General features: G+C 46.0%; 16 protein-coding genes. 5 read left to right on the top strand and 11 right to left on the bottom strand.

Translation table 11 applies throughout. The annotated features are described in order from the left end of the window. Positions 1 to 31: 31 nt before the first annotated feature. The 3 genes from C8R11_RS07345 to C8R11_RS07335 all read right to left on the bottom strand — a co-directional run bounded on the left by C8R11_RS07345 (position 32) and on the right by C8R11_RS07335 (position 4,046). A complete protein-coding gene (locus C8R11_RS07345; RefSeq protein WP_107795142.1) occupies positions 32 to 1,987 on the bottom strand; it encodes an AsmA family protein in 1,956 nt (651 codons plus the stop codon). A gap of 203 nt (positions 1,988 to 2,190) precedes the next feature. Next, the gene (locus tag C8R11_RS07340) at positions 2,191 to 3,027 is read right to left on the bottom strand and encodes a metallophosphoesterase family protein (RefSeq protein WP_107795141.1); all 837 of its coding nucleotides are present in this window, start codon (positions 3,025 to 3,027) and stop codon (positions 2,191 to 2,193) included. A gap of 128 nt (positions 3,028 to 3,155) precedes the next feature. After that, positions 3,156 to 4,046 (bottom strand): diacylglycerol/lipid kinase family protein, encoded by an 891-nt coding sequence (locus C8R11_RS07335; RefSeq protein WP_107795140.1) that lies wholly within the window; start codon positions 4,044 to 4,046, stop codon positions 3,156 to 3,158. Positions 4,047 to 4,509: 463 nt separating this feature from the next. On the opposite strand from C8R11_RS07335, the gene C8R11_RS07330 reads away from it, so the two are divergent. After that, a complete protein-coding gene (locus C8R11_RS07330) occupies positions 4,510 to 5,610 on the top strand; it encodes an aminopeptidase (RefSeq protein WP_107795139.1) in 1,101 nt (366 codons plus the stop codon). Here the strand turns inward: C8R11_RS07330 and C8R11_RS07325 are convergent, their stop codons facing one another. After that, the gene (locus tag C8R11_RS07325; protein WP_107795138.1) at positions 5,611 to 6,003 is read right to left on the bottom strand and encodes a DoxX family protein; all 393 of its coding nucleotides are present in this window, start codon (positions 6,001 to 6,003) and stop codon (positions 5,611 to 5,613) included. 25 nt (positions 6,004 to 6,028) lie between these two features. Next, positions 6,029 to 6,895 (bottom strand): pirin family protein, encoded by an 867-nt coding sequence (locus tag C8R11_RS07320; RefSeq protein ID WP_107795137.1) that lies wholly within the window; start codon positions 6,893 to 6,895, stop codon positions 6,029 to 6,031. 135 nt (positions 6,896 to 7,030) lie between these two features. Here C8R11_RS07320 and C8R11_RS16685 point away from each other — a divergent pair, with 135 nt between their 5' ends. Beyond that, on the top strand, positions 7,031 to 7,207 hold the full coding sequence (locus tag C8R11_RS16685; protein ID WP_244907593.1) for a helix-turn-helix domain-containing protein: 177 nt from the start codon (positions 7,031 to 7,033) through the stop codon (positions 7,205 to 7,207). Continuing rightward, entirely contained in the window at positions 7,194 to 7,940 is a 747-nt protein-coding gene (locus C8R11_RS07315) for a substrate binding domain-containing protein (protein WP_244907592.1), read from the top strand. The genes C8R11_RS16685 and C8R11_RS07315 overlap by 14 nt, the downstream gene beginning before the upstream one ends. A gap of 167 nt (positions 7,941 to 8,107) precedes the next feature. Here C8R11_RS07315 and C8R11_RS07310 read toward each other — a convergent pair whose 3' ends face one another. The 3 genes from C8R11_RS07310 to C8R11_RS07300 form a co-directional block, all read right to left on the bottom strand. Beyond that, positions 8,108 to 8,875 carry a hypothetical protein gene (locus tag C8R11_RS07310; protein WP_107795136.1) on the bottom strand — a complete coding sequence of 256 codons (768 nt, stop codon included), beginning with the start codon at positions 8,873 to 8,875 and terminating at the stop codon, positions 8,108 to 8,110. A gap of 24 nt (positions 8,876 to 8,899) precedes the next feature. Continuing rightward, positions 8,900 to 10,351 carry a metallophosphoesterase family protein gene (locus tag C8R11_RS07305; RefSeq protein WP_107795135.1) on the bottom strand — a complete coding sequence of 484 codons (1,452 nt, stop codon included), beginning with the start codon at positions 10,349 to 10,351 and terminating at the stop codon, positions 8,900 to 8,902. 143 nt (positions 10,352 to 10,494) lie between these two features. Then, on the bottom strand, positions 10,495 to 11,421 hold the full coding sequence (locus tag C8R11_RS07300) for a peptidylprolyl isomerase (RefSeq protein WP_219908555.1): 927 nt from the start codon (positions 11,419 to 11,421) through the stop codon (positions 10,495 to 10,497). A 274-nt stretch (positions 11,422 to 11,695) separates the two neighbouring features. On the opposite strand from C8R11_RS07300, the gene C8R11_RS07290 reads away from it, so the two are divergent. Further along, complete coding sequence (locus tag C8R11_RS07290) at positions 11,696 to 15,124, top strand: GMC oxidoreductase (protein ID WP_107795133.1); 3,429 nt, start codon at positions 11,696 to 11,698, stop codon at positions 15,122 to 15,124. A gap of 86 nt (positions 15,125 to 15,210) precedes the next feature. On the opposite strand, the gene C8R11_RS07285 is transcribed toward C8R11_RS07290, so the two are convergent. From C8R11_RS07285 to C8R11_RS07275, 3 genes are all read right to left on the bottom strand, one after another. Then, on the bottom strand, positions 15,211 to 16,701 hold the full coding sequence (locus tag C8R11_RS07285; protein WP_107795132.1) for a protein adenylyltransferase SelO: 1,491 nt from the start codon (positions 16,699 to 16,701) through the stop codon (positions 15,211 to 15,213). A gap of 122 nt (positions 16,702 to 16,823) precedes the next feature. Further along, positions 16,824 to 17,525: a MauE/DoxX family redox-associated membrane protein gene (locus C8R11_RS07280; RefSeq protein ID WP_107795131.1), complete on the bottom strand. Its 702-nt coding sequence runs from the start codon at positions 17,523 to 17,525 to the stop codon at positions 16,824 to 16,826. A 427-nt stretch (positions 17,526 to 17,952) separates the two neighbouring features. Then, positions 17,953 to 20,814, bottom strand: coding sequence for an aconitate hydratase (locus tag C8R11_RS07275; protein ID WP_107795130.1), 2,862 nt, complete (start codon positions 20,812 to 20,814; stop codon positions 17,953 to 17,955). Positions 20,815 to 21,114: 300 nt separating this feature from the next. Here C8R11_RS07275 and C8R11_RS07270 point away from each other — a divergent pair, with 300 nt between their 5' ends. Further along, positions 21,115 to 24,015, top strand: a complete 2,901-nt coding sequence (locus C8R11_RS07270) for a zinc-binding metallopeptidase family protein (protein ID WP_107795129.1) — start codon at positions 21,115 to 21,117, stop codon at positions 24,013 to 24,015. The last annotated feature ends 86 nt before the right edge of the window (positions 24,016 to 24,101 follow it).

Raw genomic sequence — 24,101 nt, 5'->3', positions numbered from 1 at the left:
GTTGTTCTCTATCGCAATTTAAAAATATTTTCTAGTCTCGCGCTTCATGAATGGCGTCTACAAGACCAGAGCAATGAATGTTTTCCTGATTGTTTTTATTTCCGTCTCTCATTTCTTCCTGAAGAAGTGAATATAAACTCGCAATCGGGGCCGAAGGTAATAATGCAAGCGAAGCTGCTCCGCGTAGAATAGCGGATTTGCCAATTGTAAAGGTTGGTTCATTGAAATTGCCTTCAATATGCAGTGGGGCGCGGGCTGAAAAAAGACTCAGATCCTTTGGTTTTGGATCAATAATTAAATCCAGTTGTTCCGTATTGAAGTCAATTGAACCCTTGCCCAGAAGAACAGTGTCCTCTGTATCAACTACCAGGGTATCCATGTTCATGATGCCGTTACTGGTTGGAATATCTACAAAAGCACAATTAATCTTTGCATCATTTTTTTGATCACCGAATAATGCGACCAATGCCTCCCCGATGTCAATTCCGGCGAGTTCCACCAAGAGATCGTCAAACTGACCACCTGTCATAATCATAAGTAGCCCGCCATCAGCTGAGGCGAACATTTCCGAAATAGAATCGCCGTTGAACCAAAATGTTGCTTGGCCACCAATCAGCCCCGCACTTTTATCTGCGATTTCAAAACGGTGTAAAATTTCACCCAGTCGAACGTGACGTATTTCAGTTTCTATTTTACTTTCAATCGGCTGTGTTCGCGCGTCAAGTTCAAAGCGTGATCGAATACTCCCGGTAGCGACACCAAAATCTAACGGGGCAAGTATTAAATGCCCGCTATCAAGGATGACCTTCATAACAAGATCATCCACAGGCAGCTTTGATTCGACATGTTTGCTTCGAAAGACGATATTGGCATTGATTGTTTTTATGCGTTCAAAATCAATGGATTCTTTGGGCAAAACCAGTGAATTGGCTGCTTCTTCTCTTGCTTCTTTTTCCTGCGCTACAGAGGCCATTTCGCCAGGCCCGGTATCGGGAGCAAGACCGATGAGTGGACCAAGGTCGTCTAAATCGACATTTTGCGAAGTAAGGTCTGCATCTATGAAAAGAGGCTCACTCATTTTCAAGCTGATTTTGCCGGCGATGTCGCTGTTACCGATTCGTCCATCCAGAGCTTTCAATTGCAATGTGTTATCCAGGTAAGACAATTCACCTTTCAACTGATAAGGTGGCAAACTGGGCAATGGTAATCTGAGTATCTGTGATAATTTTTCGGGATTAGGTCCCTTTATTATAAAATTTAAATCCAGCCCCTTGAATTCCAAAGGCTGTGTAATTGTGCCGCTAATATTAAGAGTCGTCTTCCCGGCTTGTAAATCCAGAGCTAGTGGATAGGGAGTTTCTGTTTGTAGAATTGCAATCAATGGGCCGGCATTTAAGCTTATTTCCACCGGTCGCCCATTAATTTCTCCCTTGGCTTCTAGTTCGGTGGTTTCTTCATCCGTTTGCTCATTGATCGTCGCAAGTGTTGCAGTAATGGCTGTCTGTGCAGATGAATCACGATAAACCAAACTTCCATCTTTAATGCTCAAATGTTCGATAATTGGAAATTCGGTACGATCTTTCGATGGAGGCTCTTCATCAGTGCTGAAGAATGTCCAGTTGGGTTTACCTTCCGGCGATTTCTCTAAAATTATATGTGGTTTCGTAAGTATAATTTCAGGAAACACCACACGACCTTTGATCAGTTCGAGCAGCTCAATGCGTAGCTCCAGCACTGCGAGTTCCAGCATATTTGGTTGACTGCTCCATGCCGCATTTTCAAATTGTATTTGTTCAATTCTTATGTGGGGAGATATAGACCATTTGATAGTCAAGTCGCCATCAATGGTCAGTTTTCGGTTCGTCAAATCACTGACTTTTTGCGCAGCCATATCGCGCGCCCAATTCCAGTTCATCAATGAGACTAACATTACACATAAAAAAACGAACGATATGAAGGTGATTCCGATCCATTTTAAGATAGTCATAATTTATAATCTCATTTCACTTTATTTCCTTGAATTTCAGAATAAATGTAATATTTAATCTGACTTGATGGGGAGATCACTTCATACAGTGCCGTACGATTGCATTATTCAAATAAATTGCACTGTAGAAATAGCAAGTAAGACGGAACTGGTCTGGACGGTTACAGTCAGACAATTGTGTTCTTGTCATGATTTTGTTTTTTTCAATTGTGATTAGTTCCTTTTGGCCTGCGGCGTTTAAAAGCATGCTGGCTTACTAATTCAAAAATAGTTATCTGTTCATGATAGTGATAATGTTCTACCAAAATATTCGTGTCCGAAAGTGTAATTAAGTTAAAAGAATTTTTTTCACGTTCGAGACCACGGCCACGGCGTGAGGTTGTTGTGCCGCATTGTACGATGATAATCCCGTGATCCCGATTTTCCCCTGCATATACGTCGAGAGAATGACCGACATAGGCGCGGTGTAGGTGGCCCGCTAATACAATATCAACCTGCATGCGCGTAAATGCTTCCAGAGTACGTTTGGCTTGCGGCATCGGCCAGGTTCGGTCGAATGTTGGTGCCGGTACCAGATGGTGGTGCATGACGACTATTCTATACATATCGTCCGGTGCCGCAGCAAAGGTATGCGCACAGAACGCTAGCTGCTCTCGACTCAATCGACCATTCTTAATCGCCTGGTATGGTGCGGTGGAATCCAGACCAACAAATATCGCGTCATCGACACAAAGTGAGGTGTCGAGTCTGTCAGCCAGATAGCTGAGATACAGCGCGTGCGGATGCCATAAGCGCTCCCAAAAACGATACAGTGGCACGTCATGGTTTCCAGGGACGATAACGCGCGGAAGTGGTGGCAAGCGCTGTAGAAATTTTCGTGCGGCTTCGAATTCCTGCGTTTTGGCGCGATGGGTAAAATCACCACTGATCACGATCACATCCGGGGACAGCATTTCAACTTGTGCCAACACGACTTCGCTCACACCGGGTAAAAAGTGCTTTCCAAAATGCAGGTCAGATAAGTGAAGGATTTTTGTCATTGATTCTGAGAAATACGTATGAACTTATCTTTCAGACTTTAACAATACAGTTTCCAAACTGCCTAGTCTATATGAACGGAAATGTCCAATGAAATTTTTCTACCAAAGCGCTTATGCAATCGATACTATCAATTTGCATCCACGACACATAATGCTGCACTTTTCGTCCGCAGTTTAATAGGTGTGCTCAGTTTTGTGAGTTCTCCATCAATAACGGCGTGGGTATGATCTGAATCAGTGTTGATGACGATATCTGTGACTGCACGGATGTCAAGGCGAGTGGCGTCTTGTATGCGATCGGTCCAGGCGTAAAGCATCGCTTCCAGCAATGTCAATAATTTGACATCAACGGGGGCAATAATCATCAAGTTTCCACGATCCAGACGCTTTCGATGGACCAATGAGGTAATATCAAGCTCGTAATGATTGTTAGCAATTAAAAACATCGGTGATTTGATGTCGTCCCCTTTATTGGTACGCCATAAGAATGATCGCCTGGATTGATGGCGCAACAGCACTTTTGTCAGTGCATAAATGGTTGCGATCAGCTTTGGGAAGCGCTGTGAGAATCGGGCCATTCCCCGATATCGAACGACAAGCGGGTACATGCCCAGGGAAACGTTATTCAAAAAGAACTGATTATTTACGCAGCCTACGTCAATATGCCGGTTGACTTCACTATTCAGTAACGGTAAAAATTCATCGAGTTGGGTTGGTAGTTGTAAATCCTTGACGAAATGATTCATTGTGCCTAGTGGCAGGGGGAAAAGTACAATTTTAGTGCCGACCAAATATTGGATTGCCTGATTGATTGTACCGTCTCCGCCGCCAATGACGAGTTTGTCGGTACCGTCATTAATCAGTTTCTGTATCCAGGTTGATAATTCTGACGGGTGAAGCCACATCAGTTGAATGGGTCTGTTGACGATCTGTAACGCTTTTAGCAGGCCGGTGCGTCCCAGTCGCCTTGCTGTTCCCGCTTTGCGGTTTACAATAATAACTAATCGTTCGTTAGACATAATGGGTACTTCAGTAATATATTGTCATTATGTTTTTATGAATGCTCAGATAAAATGAGTGCTGGAATAATGCAGGTTAAAAAGTGGTGCAAAAAACATTTAAGTGGGCATGGAGACAATAAATAAGGAATCTGGGTATTGGAAATCAGAGTTAACAGTTCAGCACTTTACAACGTGCAAATTAACACAAAAAAGTAGATGATAGCATCAAGAATCTTGATAGCGTGGATGCAATAGAATGCTCGCTGTAGATGTGTCAAGCGTTTTTCTGCTATTTCTGTTCAGGTCTTGCAACTTGAGCCCAGCGTGCCCGGATTTGAGGATTAATAGATCGAAGGAATGGTTCTATTTGAGTGATAAAATTAGGTGCTAGCACTTCTTTAAAAAAATACGCAAATCATCCTCTCCAGTTAGAAAAGTATTGACGGGAGTTGATTCGCATCAGGCAATTATTTAAAAAATTTTGCAGATTCCACATTTTCTAAAAATACTTACAATTGCCACCCTGATAACATCGGTCAGCGGTTGCGCTAATTTGGCTTACTATGCTCAAGCAGTCGGCGGCCATATGGATATTTTGCGCCGATCCCAGCCGATTAATACTCTGATTGCTGATCCCAGTGTCGATCCTGATTTGAAGCGTACACTCAATAAGATCATAACAATACGTAGCTTTGCAAGTAACGAACTCAAGCTTCCCAATAATCGAAGCTACACAAAATATGCCGATCTGGAACGGCCTTACGCAGTCTGGAATGTTGTCGCCGCGCCAGAGTTTTCTTTCAAATTAAAAAAGTGGTGCTTCATACAAGCAGGTTGTGTGAGTTATCGCGGTTTTTTCTCGCTGACCAAGGCTGAAAACTATGCAAATAAGCTTAGGGCCGAAGGGTACGATGTTCACGTCAGCGGAATCCCTGCTTATTCAACGTTGGGATGGTTTGTTGATCCAGTGTTGAATACTTTTATCGAGTCGGAATTGGAACTTGCGCGTTTGATCTTTCATGAACTTGCACATCAGGTTGTCTATGTGCCTGGCGATACGGTCTTCAACGAATCGTTCGCGACTTTGGTTGAGCAGGAAGGTGTCAAACGCTGGCTTGCGCACAATGGTACGACAAATGAATATGCCGAATATCGCGCTCGACGGAAAAGACAAACGATATTTAATACTCTTGTGCGCAATCATCGCATGCGACTGGAAACGCTTTTTGATGCAGACATCAGCGAAATAGAAAAGCGTACTGGGAAGGCGCGTATTTTTGATGATTTACGCGAGGAATTTGCGCTATTAAAAACCAGTAGAGCTGAATTCAGACGCTATGATCGCTGGTTTTCGCAACCGATCAACAATGCGCGTCTGGCTAATGTTTCAGTCTATACTCAGTTAATACCAGCATTTGAGGCACTGCTTTTTCAGCAAAATGGCGACATGGCCAGCTTTTTCAGTGTTGTCAAAGAAATAGGCAAACTTTCTAAAGAGGAACGTTCTGCTTTTCTGAAAATAACCATGCATGAACGCCGGCAAACTAATTTTGCCGGCGTTTTTGAGTCGTACTCTCAATGATTATGATGATGCATAAACTGCTGAGCGACGCTGATCCAGGCTGTAAACACCTGCGCCGTGTGCGGCAAGCAACATCAGACCGCCTGCTACCGCGATATTTTTCATGAACATGATCAGTTGCATTTGATCTGCAAAATCATTGTGAAAAACTGCAGCAGCTACGAGGGTAAACAATCCCAATGCGATTGATACCCTGCGTACCTGCCATCCCGCGATAACGGCCAATCCGCCGCCCACTTCCAATATGATCACCAACGGCAACAGTTCGCCTGGTACGCTCATCGCGTTCATATAGCCTTGCATACCTTCATATCCCTGCATTTTGCTGATGCCGGACAGTAAAAAAAGTTGACCTATAAAAACACGTGCAATCAGTTGACTGATTTGTTTCATTTGTATCTCCTAATGTATTAAAAAATTATTTGCCCTGATAAATCCATGCTTGATCGCGCACAAATTGGTTCGATTCATAGTCCTTCTTGGCCTGTTCAATCTCTTCGCGGGTATTCATAACAAACGGGCCATACTGAACAATGGGTTCATCTATCGGTTTGCCATGCACAGCAAGAAACCGTGCCCCTTGTGAACCGGCGGTAAATTCAACCGGATTATCTTCAATATCAGCAATGACAAGCGTTTGAGAGGCAACGTTGGAACCATTGAGTTGTCCGGCACCTTCATACGGATAGAGAAAGCCACTACATTTAGTCGGAGCGTGCAACTGAAATGACCTGCCGGGTAGAACCTGTACGTCAAAGAAAGACACTTCGGTGATGTCATCGCGAATCGGTGCGAATGTGTCGGCATAGTTTCCGATTAACACTTTGAGTGTATAGTCGGATGTGTTTACGACAGGAAAGGCCGAGGCAGCGTATTCCAGATATTCGGGACGATCCATTTTGTGTGCCGCAGGCAAATTGATCCATAACTGAAAACCTCGCAGCAGACTATTTTCCTGTTTCGGCATTTCCGAATGAATAATGCCGCTGGCGGCTTTCATCCATTGTGCGCTACCCGGACCCAGGTTGCCCGTATTGCCCATGCTGTCCTGGTGTATCATTTGCCCATCCAGCATGTATGTAAAAGTGATAAATCCGCGATGCGGGTGTGACGGAAACCCGGCAATATAATCAGCGGGATTGTTGCTGCTGATATGGTCCAGCATAAGAAACGGGTCATAGTTTCTCAATGCGGGTGTGCCGATAGTGCGGAACACAGTAACGCCGGCACCTTCCCTGGTTGCCGTTGCAGGGATGAAACGGGTGTTGTGTGTTGATTTGTCCATAATATTTCCACCTGTTTTTTACGTTGTAATTTCACTGTCAATGTGTGTCAGAAGTATTATTGCTGTTATCTTATTAAGAATAAACAACCATATTGACAAATAACTGTTCTGTTTTTAGCAACTATAAAATTCACAATGAACCGATTCGAAAATATGCATACGTTTATACGCATGGTTGAAACAGGCAGCATCAGTGGCGCGGCAGACCGGCTGGGCGTTGCAAAATCTGTTGTAAGTCGGCGTTTGAAAGAGCTGGAAACGCACTTGGGCGCCGCGCTTTTTCACCGAACAACCCGGCATGACCCTGACTGAAACCGGGCGTACGTTTTATCATCAGTCGCTACGCATACTGGATGATTTATTTGAAGCCGAGCATGCAGTATCCGAAGCGCATGGCACGCTAAAAGTAGCATTGCCGCTAAGTTTTGGTTTAATGCATCTGGGGCCGGCTATTCATGAATTTTTACAAATTCATCCGCGTATTGAATTCGATCTGGATTTTAATGACCGCCAGGTGGGCCTGATGGCGGAAGGCTTTGATCTGGCAGTTCGTATTGCCAATCTTGCAGACTCCAATCTGATTGCACGCCGCCTTGCGGTCATCGAAGCCGTCATATGCGCCAGCCCGGCTTATCTGGAATGCAAGGGGATGCCAACATCAGTGAATGACCTGATTAACCGTCAATATCTGGCCTATAATCTGCTTCGCGATTACAATCACTGGCATTTATGCGACGCCGATAAAAACTTGATCAAAACTAGAATAAATCTCTGTCTGAAAGCCAGTAACGGTGAATTTCTGCGCGATGCCGCCGTCAATGGACTGGGTATCATTCTAATTCCGCCGTTTATTGTTTATCGGGAAATTGAGCGGGGCGCCTTGGTTCCGCTGCTGACAAGTTATACGTGCCCGAAGTTAACAGCCTACGCTATTTATCCGCAGACTCGTTATCTTTCGCAGCGTGTCCGGGTGTTTATTGACTTTCTGGTGGCGCGGTTTAAAGGTACGCCTTACTGGGATTTGTGTCGACAGAAAGCGTTGTGAATGACACGCACATTATTTTCGCAAACGAAAACAATGAATACGATCAAGAAAAACCATGTGATCGTGAAATTTCAGTTTTGGTCTAAAAAAATGGTTTTCTGATAAGAAACCTTGACACTGTCAATTGATGATGGTCTGGTGGGTCTTGCGCGTATCTGCCGCGTTTATCAGTTTTCATCAATATCATAAATATGATCTGTCACATAGCGTGCTTCTGGCAGCAAGCCATTTTCCTGCGTTTTACTGTAAAAATCCTGCCAGTGTTTCACCCCGCTCCAAAAGACTTCCGGTGATGAAAGACTGCCGTTGGCACCAGGTGCCAAATCAAAATTATGAACGCTGAATAATTGACTCAACATCATTGCAGAGGGAAAACCAATTTGCTGCATCAAAGGATTGGTGGCGTTACCGATGCCCCATACGTAAGCCAGCCAGGGCAAAATATTTTCTACGGCATCATACACGATGCGTTCATTTTTATAGTCTTTTAATGTGTCAAAAATGCCTTTCTGTGCAACTGGAATTGCCAGTAGCGCCAAGTTTGGAAATTCTCGCTGATCAAATAACTTGTTGAGCTGTATTTCCACCAGCCCGTTGCGTTTCGGTGCATAGCTGTCGGTAGACGGTTGCAGTAAAGGTAAATAATAAAACTTGGAATTGGCGAATTTTTTGGAATTGACTTTTAGCAACCCGCAATCAGACCAGAAAGAAGGCAGCATGTCTCCACGCAGGTAGGATTGGGCTACGCGGATGCGAAAAGACGCAATATCCTTCCCCCCCGTCAATACAATACAGTTCCATTGACTCGGGTTCGCAATATTCAGGTCATGATAGGCACGCTCAAGCCAATTGACATTGGATTCATTTTTATTGCGTGATAACAAATGGATTTTCTGGCTGTCAATACTGCTTTTTGAAAGACATTGCTTGATCATTTTACTTCCCTTTATCCAATATATTTAATTCAGGCTTACTATTTTAATAGGCGCAACTGTTTTGCTATACATAGTACGTTTTTGAGTATCCGGATCAGTACAGTAGTAATCCACTGCTAAAGAAACACCGCCCGGAATCTGGTTAAAACGCAGCATTGCGACATGATCTCCGGATTGTTTATGCTTGATTGAAAAATCAAGATTCGCAAGTTTCATATCAGGTACTTCATCTGGAGGATCAGTGTGATAGGGAAAAGGTTTGGTTGCGTCAAAAATCTTGCGCAGTTTATTATTTACAAAATTCAACTGATCCTGACCAATCGAATCAATCAGACGCGCAGGTGAAGCAATAATTTCACAGAACATCACTTCACCTGTTTTATTTCTGCCCTCTACGATACGTCCCCAGTGGACATCGCCGGTCAAATAAATCACCGGTATGCCGGCGTTAATCAATTTGGTCAATGCTGTTTTCAAGGTTTCAAAATCTTTATAGTTCGGCATTTCAGCATCCACCAAACGACGTCTCCATGCATCTGCCTTTTCCATCAGAAACGCCTGGCCGGAGCTTAGTAAACCCACTGCGGACATATTGGCCGCTTTTCGGGCCAGCAATTCATCTGTCCATTGCGTTAACGCATTGATTGATGCCGCATTGAACATATGATCGTCTGCATCGTCGCGTACGCTGCGGCCATCAACAAACAGCATGTACAGCGGCGCTATATCCATACGGAAAAAGCCGTTGTTTTGGGCAGGTGCCATCTGGTACCGCTGGTACAGCAATGTCGCTACGTCACGCCAGTTTTCCCTGTCATTGGTTGAGTGTGTGTTATTGAGCTGTAATTGGTAATAAGGATAATTATTCCAATACTCGTGATCGTCGGGTATGCACATTGCCGGACCATGCGTGAGCAAGTTGGCTAATCCCGGTTGTGATAGCTGGGCTGAGAACCAGTTGGTTAGATATTTTTTCCCCAAGATTTGCGCCAGTTTTGTTTTTTCTTTTGGAAGGTCTTGCAGTAAAGGCAAATCAAGATAAACCTGATCTCCGGCGAGAAACGTAAAATCAGCGGCTGGTTTGAGTTGTCTGATCAACCAGGCAACATTTCGTGCGGTCTTGTCATTTGGCTGGTAATAGCATGATAGTAGGAGCAAGTTGAAACTGGTTTCCCCCAGAACCGGCAACAAGCGTGGCGGACGTTTGCTGGTTAAATGCACTTTTGCATCGCCGCAAGCCACCTCAATTGGGAAACGTTCAGGCGTGTCAGGCCAGTCAAATACAAATATGGCGCGGTGATTTAACGCGCTGCCATCACCCAGTGGTTCAAATGATGCTCCTGTATCTTTTGGGATGACCGCATCGCCTCCGGCAATCGAAAATGATACGGGCGGCGGATCGGATATACCCAGGACGCCAACCCAAATGACGAGTTCGTCAGTTTGCCCCACCTGATTGTAAGCAAATAATTGCAATTTGGCTCCCCTCTGGCTTGTGGTTGCAGGAACATAGTATGCTGCACTTTCTTGATGATCCGGCTTTGTAACTGATTCTACCGTAGAATCATCGATTTCTCCATTTCTGTGAATATGCTTTTTTATAACCTGATAGCATCTTTTTACTCAAAACTTACCAGTGTAAATTGTAAATTAGCCGGATCAGTTAGCGATAGCACCACATTGTTCAGCAGAGTTGTTTCATTCACTATCACGGATGGAATAGTAAGTGTACGGTTCTGTGCCGAAAAAGTCGCCACATTGGTCGGCGCTGTCGATAATGATATGACGCTGGCAGGGTCAAATTCAAACACGACACCCGTATCTGTGACAACCAGTTCCAGCTGTGCCTCAAAAAAACCGTTGTTACCGGCATCGACTGCAAAACTTAAAATGTTATTGTTAAAAACGCTTGTCACATCATGCAATTCCACGTTGCTGACCCGCACAAAATTTTCGATCATGGCTGGCTTGGTAACGTCAAGATTAACAGTCGGCGTGCTGGATAAAGGTTCTCCAAAATTAGTGCGTGGCAAATCTTCAATGGCAGAAAATACGGCCATTCCGTCATACAGAATTCTTCCAAAAACGGTAAAACCACCATTTTGAGTATCTAAAAATGCCGGGGAGCCTGAATTATCACTCAGATTAACAAACCACTGGTTAGTCGCACTATCGGGTTTTTCCGGCAGTTTCGCCATGGCGACTGTGCCACGAGTATTGGAAATACCAAATTCGTTCTCAACCGGGTCGAAAGTGTTCACTGCTGTAACTGTCGCGCCATTATCGCCTTTTATCACCTTGAATCCACCACCTTGAATGACAAACCCTGGCATACTGCGGTGAAATATACTCTGCAAATAAGCCCCGCTGTCAATATAGTTGACAAAATTAGCCACCGTTTTGGGCGCCTGCCTTTCCAGTAATTCCATACAGAAATTTCCTAGATTAGTGTTGAAACAGGCGACCGGATTAGCCTGCGTCATGGACGGGGCAAATATAAGGCTTGCGGTTACGAGTGCTTTAGCGTAATTTTGAATGAAAGACATAATGTGATTCACAGTAGATTAAACGGAATATTATACGAATGCCTTGTTTTTTGGTGAAAACATCGCTGTTTTTGCAGCAACTAATTGCCGGAAATTAAGGTGTCATCAGTTGCTTGTTAATGAAAGCGCCGGCGCACTCAAAGTGTACTGCGGTATTGATTTGTTTAAAACGTATTTTGCAATTAATATTGCAAAACTCAGCCAATGCTATGTACAAAGATAGCAGGAAAAGCTGATTTCATTCAATGTCCAACTTTTTTCATGGAGTCGACAAATGAAACGCCTTGCCTCACCTCGCACCCGTTTAAAAGATCGATATGATGCAATTGTAATTGGTTCAGGTTATGGCGGTGCTATCGCCGCATCCCGTTTGGGAAGAATGAAGCGCGGCGACGGCAGCAAGCTGGACGTGTGTCTGCTGGAGCGCGGCAGGGAAATCCAGACCGGCGAGTACCCTGATACCCTGCTCGAAGCAGGTAAAGAGTTTCAAATCAACCTGCATGACAAACATATTGGTGACCATACCGGCCTGTTCAATCTGTATGCCGGCAAGGACATGAATGTTATTGTTGGTTGCGGTTTAGGCGGCACTTCGCTGATCAATGCCAATGTGTCTCTGAAAGCGGATGACCGCGTCTTTGACGACCCGCGCTGGCCGGATGAAATCCGTCAGGACAGAGAGCGGATGTCTGCCTGTTATGACCGCGCAATGACCATGCTTGGCGCGCAGCCGTTCCCGGATGGTCAGCATGGCGTACCGACGCTGCCCAAGGCGGAAGCGCAGAAAAATTCCGCCAAAGCGGTTAACCGACCGGTCACCTTTCCGCCGATCAATGTAACGTTCAAAGACCGGATTAATGAAGCTGGCGTGCATCAGCCGGCCTGTACCTACTGCGGTGACTGCGTATCCGGTTGCAACTACGGTGCCAAGAATACTACGCTGATGAATTACCTGCCGGACGCTTGGAACAACGGCGTGGAAATCTACACCCAGATAGCCGTACGCTGGCTGGAAAAAGACGGTAATGACTGGCTGGTGCATTGCCAGATCATGGAAGTCGGGCGGGAAACTTTCGATGCGCCCGATCTTGTGTTGCGTTGTAAGCAGGTATTTCTCGGTGCAGGTACGCTTGGCAGTACAGAAATTCTATTGCGCTCGAAAGAAAATGGTTTGCCCCTTTCTGATAAAGTCGGCGAGCACTTTTCATCGAATGGCGATGTGCTGGGGTTCGGTTTTAACAATGATATGCCAATTAACGCGATCGGTTTTGGCAATCATCCGGTAGGCGAGATTGATCCGGTCGGGCCCTGCATCACGACCATGATTGATGATCGCGCAACCGCAGATCTGGAACAGGGTTTAATTCTGGAAGAGGGCAGCCTGCCCGGTGCGCTCAGCAGTATTCTGCCAGGACTGATGGCATCGGCTGCCGGTTTGATTGGCAAGGATACGGATAGTGGCCTGAACGATGAAATCAGCGAACATGGACGCGTTCTGGAAAGTATGGTGCGTGGCGCTTACCACGGTGCGGTTCATAATACCCAAGTTTATTTGATTATGAGCCATGACGGCTCTGATGGCCGCTTGACCATGCACAATAATTGCATCAGTGTCGATTGGCCTGATGTCGGGGACAAACCCGTGTTTAAACGTGACAGCGATTTTATGGAGCAGGTTACCGCCGCCAATGGCGGTACCTACGTTCAGAATCCAATCTGGACAAAAGAACTGGATAACAGTCTGGTTACTGTGCACCCGCTGGGTGGTTGCTGCATGGGCAAAGATGCACAATCCGGCGTGGTAGATCACCGCGGCAGGGTGTTTACCGGCACGGCGGGCACCACGGTGCATGAAGGACTTCATGTGGCTGACGGCAGCATTGTGCCGCGCTCATTGGGCGTTAATCCATTGTTGACCATTTCCGCGCTTACTGAGCGCAGCATGGAGCTTTTCGCCGAAGCTGAGGGTTACACCTATGATTTCACCAGTCTTTCGCAGCCTCGTGAAGCGGAACCGGCCACCGTCGGCGTGCGCTTTACCGAAACAATGCGCGGCTGGTGGGCTGAACACGGTGATTATGAGCAAGCCGTACGCTCCGGTAAGGAAGGCGGTAATAGTCTGGATTTTACACTGACCGTCAGTGTCAATGATCTCGATGCCTTAATTAAGCAAGGCGGTGGCTATAATGGCGGCATGGTGGGTACAGTCACTGCACCCGGCCTGTCGGCATCCCCCTTGACTGTCACACAAGGCGTTTTTAATCTGTTCGCACGTGATCCCAAGCAGGTGGGTCAGGAATACATGAAATACCGTTTCCAGATGTACGCAGAAGACGGCAAAACCTGGTATTTCGAAGGTCACAAAATCATTCATAATGACCCAGGTATCGATATCTGGTCTGATACTACTCAACTATATATCACTATCTACGACGGTGCGGATGATGCTGCTGCAGTTAAAGGGCGCGGGATGTTGTACATTCAGCCGCTTGATTTTGTCCGCCAGATCACCACTATTGACGCAATAGGTGCACTAACTATGACCGATCGGCTGCAAGCCATTGCACGTTTCGGTATTTATTTCGCCGGAGATCTCTACCATATTTACGGTGGCGTGCTGGTGCCTCCACAATACCTGGATGCAGATGCGCCGCCGCGTAAAAAGCGCAGTCTGCGTGTCGGCGCACCGGAAGTGTATCATTTCAATACAAGCGACGGCGTTCCTCTGCGCCTTACCCGTTATCAGGGGGGTAAAAAAGGGCCACTGCTGATGGTGCATGGTGCCGGTGTTTCCAGTCAAATTTTTACGACGGATACTATCGATACCAATCTGCTGGAATATCTCTATATCAACGGCTATGACTGTTGGTTGCTGGAAATGCGCATCAGTATTGCTTTGTCCAGTGCGAAGCAGGGGTGGACGCTTGATGACATTGCCCGTTACGATTATCCGGCGGCTGTTAAGATTATTTTGGATGCCACAGGTAGCCCGGATATCCAAGCATTGGTTCATTGCGCCGGATCCACCACATTTTTCATGGCCATGATGAGCGGATTGCAACATGTTCGCGCTGCGGTAGCTTCACAAATCGGACCGGATCATATCGTCGCGCCGATTGTAAAAGCAAAAGCTGGTTTGCATTTGCCGTCACTGCTGGATGCGATTGGCGTCGATTCAGCCACCGCTTATGCTGACAATAAAAGCAGTTGGTTGAACAAGTTATATGACAAGGCGCTCAATCTGCAACATTTTGATGTGGAAGAGCGCTGCGCAAGTGCCGTATGCCACCGTGTCAGTTTCATGTATTCCCTGCTTTACGAACATGACCAGCTAAACCGTCTGACGCATGATAATTTGCATGAATTATTCGGTATTTGTCATATGGATATCTTTCGACATCTGGCACTTTGCGCCCGTGAGAAACATATCGTAAATGCGGAAGGTAAAAATGTTTATACGCCGCACTGGGATAAATTAAAGATTCCCATTACTTTCATTCACGGTGTGGAAAATGCCAGCTATCTTCCAGAATCCACCGAACGCAGCTTCAGTAAGCTGGTGGAAGTCAACGGGCCGGATGGCTACGCGCGCCATGTGATACCTGGTTACGGTCATATTGATTGCATATTTGGCAAAAATGCAGTGAAAGATGTCTATCCGTATATGCTGTCAGCGCTGGACCAGACCAATCAGGCAGTCTAAATCATGATCCGCGTAGCTGCCCCGAGGGTAATCCGGGGCAGCTACGCAGTTGAGTGCACACTTCGATTGAAGAAAACTTCATTTGCTTACGTGCCGCAGAATGTCTGATAGACGCGCTCTGTTGGTTCCGGTGGGGTACGATAATCCAGATATTCCGGTGTATCAGTATAGGGAGTGGCCACTGCTGCAAGCAATCGGTGCATCGGCGCATAATCGCCCTGTTCAGAAGCTGCGGTCAGTGCCGCTTCAACGCGGTGATTACGCGGCAAGATCGCCGGATTGTTTTTTTGCATCAAATTCAAGGACGATTGCATGGACTCAGGCTGGTGTGATAATCGCGCCTGCCAGTGCGTATGCCATGTAACAAATGCGTCATCCAGAAACACGTTTTCATCAGGCAAGACTTCCAAAGCCAGTGCCCGCAGACTATTGGTATAATCGGCCTGATGTTTATGCAGCAAGGTCAACAGCGTTTCAATGAGCTGAATATCCTCCATCTCCTCAGTAAACAGCCCTAATTTTTTGCGCATGCCCGACAGCCAGTAATTCTGGAAAATCCCGGGAAAAGCATGGATCGCTTCTTCCGCCAAAGTAAGCGCTTTTTCCTGTGCCGGATGCAGCAACGGCAACAATGTTTCGGCAAAGCGCGCAAGATTCCATTGTGCGGCGCGTGATTGATTATGATAACCATAGCGCCCCTGATGATCGATCGAACTGAATACCGTATTCGGATCGTATGTATCCATAAACGCACATGGTCCATAGTCAATCGTCTCACCACTGATCGCCATATTATCCGTATTCATTACGCCGTGAATGAAACCCACCAGCAGCCACTGCGCCACCAGTGACGCCTGACGTTCGATCACGTTGTGTAGCAGCGCAAGATAGGGGTTGTCAGTTTCGAGAAGGTCCGGGTAATGATGCCGGATGGCATAATCGGCCAGAATTCTGATACCTTCCACATCTGTCGACCTTGCAACATATTCAAACGTGCCTACGCGGATATGGCTTGCCGCCACGCGCGTGAGTATGGCACCCGGCAACAGTGTCTCCCTTACAACAGGTTCACCGGTCGTGACAACGGCCAGGCTGCGTGTGGTGGGAATGCCCAGCGCATGCATCGCTTCGCTGATGATGTATTCACGAAGCATGGGGGCGAGTGCCGCACGGCCGTCGCCGCGCCGTGAAAACGGTGTACGTCCCGAGCCTTTTAACTGAATATCAAACCTGTTACCGTCCGGGGTAGTGTGTTCCCCAAGCAAAATTGCCCGTCCATCTCCCAACATCGTGAAACTGCCGAATTGATGACCGGCATAAGCTTGTGCGATAGGCTGTGCTGCATCAGGCAAAACATTGCCGGAAAACAGTGCTGCGGCTTCAGCTTGGGACAAAGTGCGTAGGTTCAGTCCCAACGATTCCGCCAGCGTATGGTTCAATATTGCTACACGCGGCGTCCGCACCGGTACCGGGTGAATCCGAGCATAAAAGGATTCCGGCAGACGCGCATAACTGTTATCAAATTGCCAGCCCACGCTATCGACTGCGTGTTTTGTATCCGGAGTTGTCTGTGCCATATTGTCGGGTTCAGTTGGAGATTATGGGTTAAAAAAGCATTGCCGCAGATTAATAAGAATATATGGTGTTGAGCGTAAATTTATATTTAAAAAACATGCCTAGTTGCAGAATTAATGCTCGGCTAAATAAATAATACCCACGCGCCCATCAGCGCCATCATGGCATTTTCAGAGAAGCTCACTGCCCCAAGCGGCACGTTGGATCCGCCGCCGATACAGGCGCAGTTTAAATCGGTTTTATCAATATAAACCGCCTTGAAAATAGAAATGCCACCGGCAATGCCGACGAACAAGGCTAACCAACCAGTGAGATGAAGATACTGCGGTGCTAAAAAACCCAGTCCGGCAATCAATTCAGCAAAAGGATAAATTTTTCCATAAAACGGCCAGACTTTGGTGATGAGATCATATTTTTTAAAACCTTCTACAAAACCATTCAGATCCATCAGCTTAAGACAAGCTAATAGACACAAGGCATATCCCATAAAGCTGTACATGATATTCTGTGTGAGTATCGCCATGAGGAGAGCGATGCCAAAAACAGCGATTACAGGAATATATGAAGTTTCTTCAGCCTCATCCTTATCTGTCTCTACATCATAATGATCTGCCAGCTCTGTATAGCCTCCAATACGCGCGCCATTTAAAAAGATTTGCGGTGTAGTATCAACACGCCAGCGTGCTTTGAAATCTTCCTCATCCTTCTCGGACTGGAAGATATGATCCTGGTAATCTACGCCTTGCTGATCAAGCAGTTTGACTGCTTTTTTGCCATAGGGACAGGTCTCTTTCCGGAATACTTCGTTTGATATTTGTTCATTCATATCCGTCTCCTGTTTTGGGTTTATCAGCCAGGCCAGTAAAGGTGTATTGTAATCTGCGTGAAACCGGTTTCATCTGGCCAAACGATTGTACGCATTTGTCATTTAACGTAAAACCAAATGAAAGGTTGTTTGTCTTTTAAAGATCGAAATAGTTCATCATGTATTGTGTTCCAGAATCACTATCATGCCTGTAACTATATTCAGACAGACAACCAATCTGGTATTGAGCCACGTTCAATTTTGACCACAAAATCGGCTATTAATATGTCATTACTCAGTTGATGGCGTTCAGGCTAAGTACGAATATTTGTAGCGAGTTTGCCCATGAATGTATCAACATTACTCAATTCAATCTGTTTGTTGCCCCGTCTGTTAAATGATCGACTTTTTGACGCATTAAAACAATTTTGATGCCGATCCCCCGGGTTTAGTCTTTGTGAAGCAATTCTCTGAGTACGTAAGGTAAAATTCCACCATGCAGATAGTAGTCTGTTTCGATTACGGTATCGATGCGGCATAAAAGCCTGACTTCTTTTTCGGTGCCGTCTTTTTTATGTATAACAAGTGTTACATCCTGTTGTGGCTGCAGATCATCCAGTCCCTGAATATCAAACTGTTCATCACCCTGGATGTCTAGTGATTTGACGCTGTCATTATTCTTGAACTGCAGGGGAAGCACACCCATGCCAATCAAATTACTGCGGTGGATGCGTTCATAGCTGGATGCGATAACTGCTTTTACACCCAGCAGTTGCGTTCCTTTTGCGGCCCAATCCCGGCTGGAGCCGGTACCATATTCCTTGCCGCCAAACACAATAGTCGGAATACCTTGTGACTGGTATTTCATGGCGGCTTCATAAACACTCATTTGTTTGCTTTCTGCCTGCTTGTCCGCTTGATAAAAAGTAACGCCGCCTTCGCTTCCAGGTACCATCAGATTTCTGATTCGTACGTTGGCGAAAGTTCCGCGCATCATTACTTCATGGTTCCCGCGGCGGGAGCCGTAACTGTTGAAATCAGCTTTTGCAACATGATTTTCCAGTAAATATTCACCCGCCGGAGAGGCTGCTTTGATTGCTCCGGCCGGACTGATATGGTCTGTTGTAACCGAGTCGCCAAATATTCCAAGGGCATAAGCGTTTTGGATATCGCTTGTTTTATCGGATTTTTCAGGTTGCATGGAAAAATTTTCAAAAAACGGCGGTTCAGCGATATAGGTGGATGAAGGCCAATCATATGTTTCACCGGTGGCAGATGAAATACTGTTCCAGAGTGGATGATCTTTGGTGAGATCGCTATAGAGTTTGCGGAATGTGTCGGCATTGGTCGCGAATTTCATCAACGCCTGGACTTCCTCACTGCTTGGCCATATATCCTTGAGAAAGATGGAATTATTTTTATCATCTGTGCCTAACGGTTCGGTCGTAAGATCTTTTAATACTGTGCCGGCAATGGCATAAGCCACGACTAGTGGTGGAGAGGCCAGAAAATTTGCGCGGATATTGGTATGAATACGCGCTTCAAAATTACGGTTTCCTGAAAGGACCGCCGCGCATACCAGATCATTCTTGACGATAGATTCTTCGATAGGCTCAGCCAGCGGTCCGGCATTGCCAATACAGGTGGTGCAGCCGTAACCGGCTATATTAAAGCCCAGTTTTTCCAGATAAGGCAACAGACCGGTGACCGCAAGATAATCCGAAACTACTCTGGAGCCGGGTGCGAGCGATGTTTTGATATGATGCCCGACAGACAGTCCTTTTTCTGCCGCTTTCTTGGCCAATAAACCGGCTGCAAGAAGCACACTTGGATTCGAAGTGTTCGTACAGGAGGTGATGGCCGCTATCAAAACATCCCCATGCCCCAGATCAATGGTCTCTTCTAAATTATCACAGGGTAATTCAACTGCGTCAGGCGTTGGGTGATTGCTGACCATTTCAGTAATATGACGCTCGCTGCCGGATGGCAAACCGCTTTCATCTGGGATGTTGGTGTCAATACGGGTGCACACATCGGCTTCCTCATTGGGCGCATGACGTACCCGATAGCGTTGACTCAGATCGTCGTGTTTTTTGCCATAACCGTTTTCAGAAACCGGTTTTGAGAATAGCTCAGTGAAGCGGTTTTTCATTTGAGCCATATCAATGCGGTCTTGCGGTCTTTTCGGGCCGGCGAGCGAAGGTGAAACCGTGTTTAAATCGAGCTCCAGAACATTGCTGTAGTCGATATCGCCGAGGCGAGGAATGCCAAACATCTGTTGAGCCTGAAAATAACGCTGAAGTATGTCTATTTCCTCTTCACTACGTCCTGTTCCTTTAAAGTATGCAATGGTGGCGTCATCGACAGGGAAAAAACCCATGGTCGCTCCGTATTCTGGCGCCATATTGGCAATTGTGGCACGGTCAGGCACTGTTAGTGACGCGGTACCTTCGCCAAAAAATTCAACAAACTTTCCGACTACATTTGCACTGCGCAGCATCTCGGTGACTGTAAGCACCATATCTGTTGCGGTAACGCCCTCGCGTAACCGGCCTGTTAAATTAACACCGATGACGTCAGGTGTCAGAAAGTAAACTGGCTGACCGAGCATTCCTGCTTCGGCTTCGATGCCGCCAACGCCCCAACCCACAACACCTATGCCGTTAATCATGGTGGTGTGAGAATCGGTGCCGACGAGCGTATCTGGAAAAATGACGCCATTATTCAGGTGCACGCCGCGTGCAAGATGTTCTAGATTAACTTGGTGCACGATACCGATGCCCGGTGGAATTACCTTGAATGTCTCAAACGCATGCATTCCCCATTTAATAAATTGGTACCGTTCATGATTACGTTCAAATTCAATTTCCATATTCAGCTTGAGCGCATCCTTATTGCCATAATGGTCAACCTGAATGGAATGATCAACCACCAGATCAACGGGCACAAGCGGCTCAATTAACTCAGGGTTTTTCCCTAGTTTTTTGGCAGCGCTACGCATGGCCGCCAGATCTACCAGTAATGGCACGCCGGTAAAATCCTGCAAAACGATCCGGGAAACAACAAATGGAATTTCGTGCGTTCTTGCAGCGTTAGGTTCCCAGCCAGCCAGTTGCCGGATATGCGCTTCCGTAATTTTCTTGCCGTCACAATTGCGTAGCACAGATTCCAGAATAATTCGGATACATACCGGTAATCGGGAGATTTTACCCAGTCCATTTTTCTCCAGTGCAGGCAGAGAAAAATATTTAGCGCTCGTTCCGTTAGAAATTGTCAGATCTTGCTGGCTGTTAAATAGATTGTGCGTCATGGTATGTTCCTAGGTAGTACATGTGTTTATTAAATATGGGTTGCAATATCTTAAAAACCGGGGTTGATTATTCGCATGAATAGTCAATAGATGTGGATATTCATCCCTGATCAACGCATTTTTAGTATAAATCCGGTTTCAGGTAAAGCGAGTGTCGGGTTAATATAACTTTTTGAAAGGCTTGTGTCACGTTTATTAGAGATTTCAGATGAATCGAATATCTTTTTTATTGCAGGCGTGCTTGAGTTTGAATGTGCATCGGTTCAGAATGAAAGGCTTTTAAAGCTTTATTGAGGTCCTATGTTATTTTATTGCGAACCGATTGATGGGCTGCCGGCTGCCATTGCAAAGGATGCTTCTTCAGGGTTGCCGCTGCTAACCGAACAGGAAGCGATTTTTAAAATAATACTCACATATCTATCGCTTCCGTATTCCGTTGCTGAATATGGTTGCGGTAAAAAAACCAGCCTGATTATCAAACAGCTTATAGAGATGAAGATTCCCGGCTGGGCTATTCAACGCGGTATGATTCTTGAGCGTGATATGTCGCCGGATGCACTCGATCAAGTTGACATGCGTTTGCGTCCTCATGCTTTACGCGCCCATAATCCGCTAGCTCAACTGGGTGATTTGCTCGATCCGCAGTTACGCAAAATGCTATCCAATGTGGTCGCAAATGTGCATCCCACTCAAAAAACAATTCAGGTGGGCGCATATGCCTTGCATCACGAAAAAGTAATTCAATTTGTTCTGGCGCGAAGCCATGTTTTTACAGTACTGAAGTTTTGGGATCAGGTGCATCAACGAGTGGTGGAGCGCGTGATCGACCCAACACTGGAACCCGCAGGGCCCTTTGTTATCGAGGCGCTTCGCGAGAAACTGGATGCTTCCGAATCTTTATTGTTTACTGCATACTTATTGGGACATTTCCGGTTACGCCCGGAGTATCTAACGCGAGATCAACGTACTGAAGTCTCAAAAAAACTTGGATCTCCGAGCAGATTGCAAGACATCGATCTACAAGCACATAATCAGTTGATCCGGTCGTTAACCGGGGCAGAACCGGGTTCCATAGGCGATCCTGATACCTGGAGTTATGTTAACAATTTTCATAACGAAGACGAGCAGTACCGAAATGAGAAATTACAATTGACGGGAAGTGGGGACGAATTTCACTTACATATACCGGCATTAATCGAAGCGCGTGAAAATCATCATCATGCTATAGGCAGTATCCGTACTGAACTTGACAGCTTGGCGGACAAGCTGCAGCTTGCGCAGATTTTGGCCGGTGATGCATTTTGGGCTGAAAAAGAATTGGAGGCACTGGCTGATTGCGCGATTACAATTGTATATTTTAATTCGTTGCAATACTTGGCTGAAAAAATAAAAAATGGGGAAGATTTGCGCGAACATTTACGTACTGTGACTGCAAACAGTCCGCTACGTGGCATCGGCGTTCGGCAGCGACGGCGCATTGATAAATTGGGCGTGCTTGCTACACGAGATGACGGCCATATTGACGCCAGAGCGCTCAATGTGCAGTTTCAAAAATGTGCCTTGGAAACCATTCGGCAAATGAACAAGGTTCAGCTTTCCGTTTTCATTGACAAGGTTGGGAATATACATGGTGTACGTTTGAATCATACAGAACGTAATGCGCTCAGCCAGAAAAAACTTAACATAAGGAATATACTGCGTCATAGCGTGAATCATTGTTCTCACATAGATACAGTCAATGATGGCGGAAAGTTCGATGGCCGCTTGGGTGTAACGGGCGGCATTCAAACAGCAGAACTGATAGCTGACCTGGAGGAATATTGTGACATTAAAATAGCGGATGATGATTCCATGGTCAGGCTTGCTGTCACCGCGTTTAATAATGAAGAAATGACATTTACGGGCGAAGGTGTTTCCATGTCTGGCAGTGCTGCGGTTGCAGGTCATGCGAGACCGGAATCGGTTCACAACATGGTTAACCAAGATTGTGAACGTTATGGTGATAAACTGATTGACTGTCTGACGGTATTCAAAATGGCCTGTGAAGATGGCAGAATAAATCTGGCCCATGAATTACAGGGAACAGGCCAGGATTTGATTAATTCTTGTTATAACCCGACGGATTTCTTCACCAGGCATACTTTTGAGCGGCATATCGAGCAGGGGCCAGTATTGGATCGTGCGGGTGTACCGATTATTACAGTTGGAACAATTATGGGTATTCATCAAAGAGATTTTTTCTTTGATGGACTGCTGGCTGAGCAAGCTGCTTTGGAGATGAATTGCCGGTTGCGTGAACTTACTCAGCAAACGCCTTTTTTGAATACACGTTTTACAGTGGGCATGATACATCCGATTGGTGATAGTTATTGTCATGCCAATCCGGGTTTTGCACTGCGTTGCGAACTGGAAGGAGAAAAAAACCATGCCGGTGCCACAGCAACAGCAGATCGTCGAGACCCCGGTGTCGGGATTGCGAGATTAGCGCGTATATTCCATGACTGGATTGTAAAAAACGCCGGGTATTTCAATGAGCTGCAATCAGTAATTGGAGATATAGACATTCAGCCTGGTACTAACCGTAACGTCATCCCCGGTCAGGCTGCTGTTACCCTGGCCATACAAGCTGAAAATTTTACTCCCGAATTTGGTGAAGAAATCTTGCGTATTCTGCAGGCCGCTGCGGCTGGAGAATTGACCGCTCAGGTGTCTGCTGGAGGTGAAGGCATCACCATTGGGCGTATTGAGCCGGTTAGTTTTGTCAAAAATTATGCGCAGGTGAGACTATCATTGGATATGCGTGAGGCAAATGATTCGGTCATGATAAAAGCGCAGGAGGCAGTGGATGATATTGTCAGGAATCTGGAGGAAAGCTTTGCAGTCAAAATCAGACACGAGATTAAGCAGCACTTACAGCCCTCGCAGCTTTTGGACTCCGGTCAAGTGCTGTTAATGGAAAGAAGTTATGGCGGCAGTCACAATCCGAACGAAATGGAAATGATGGTCGATTTAACCCTTGGAAATTTACTGGCCTTTACGGTGATGCAGGATGTCTTGCAACGTAAAGATTTGACCGGCGTTAATCTGGTCAATATCACTGAAAACTATATGCCGGCAAAATGGTTATCAAAAATGGACCGTTTTGTTTCGGGTGCGCTGCACGATACCTGTAATATTGCGGCATGCGTCATGCAAAAATAATCCTGAATTGTCTAGTAGCGCTTCAATAAAATAACTTGGGATACAATCTGGTTTCACAGCAGTATAACCATAGCCTATATAATGAG

This window comes from Nitrosomonas aestuarii (assembly GCF_003046585.1).
GTDB classification, from domain to species: Bacteria; Pseudomonadota; Gammaproteobacteria; order Burkholderiales; family Nitrosomonadaceae; genus Nitrosomonas; species Nitrosomonas aestuarii.
Note: the sequence above shows the minus strand (reverse complement) of the source record. Positions and strands in the feature narration are given on the sequence as shown.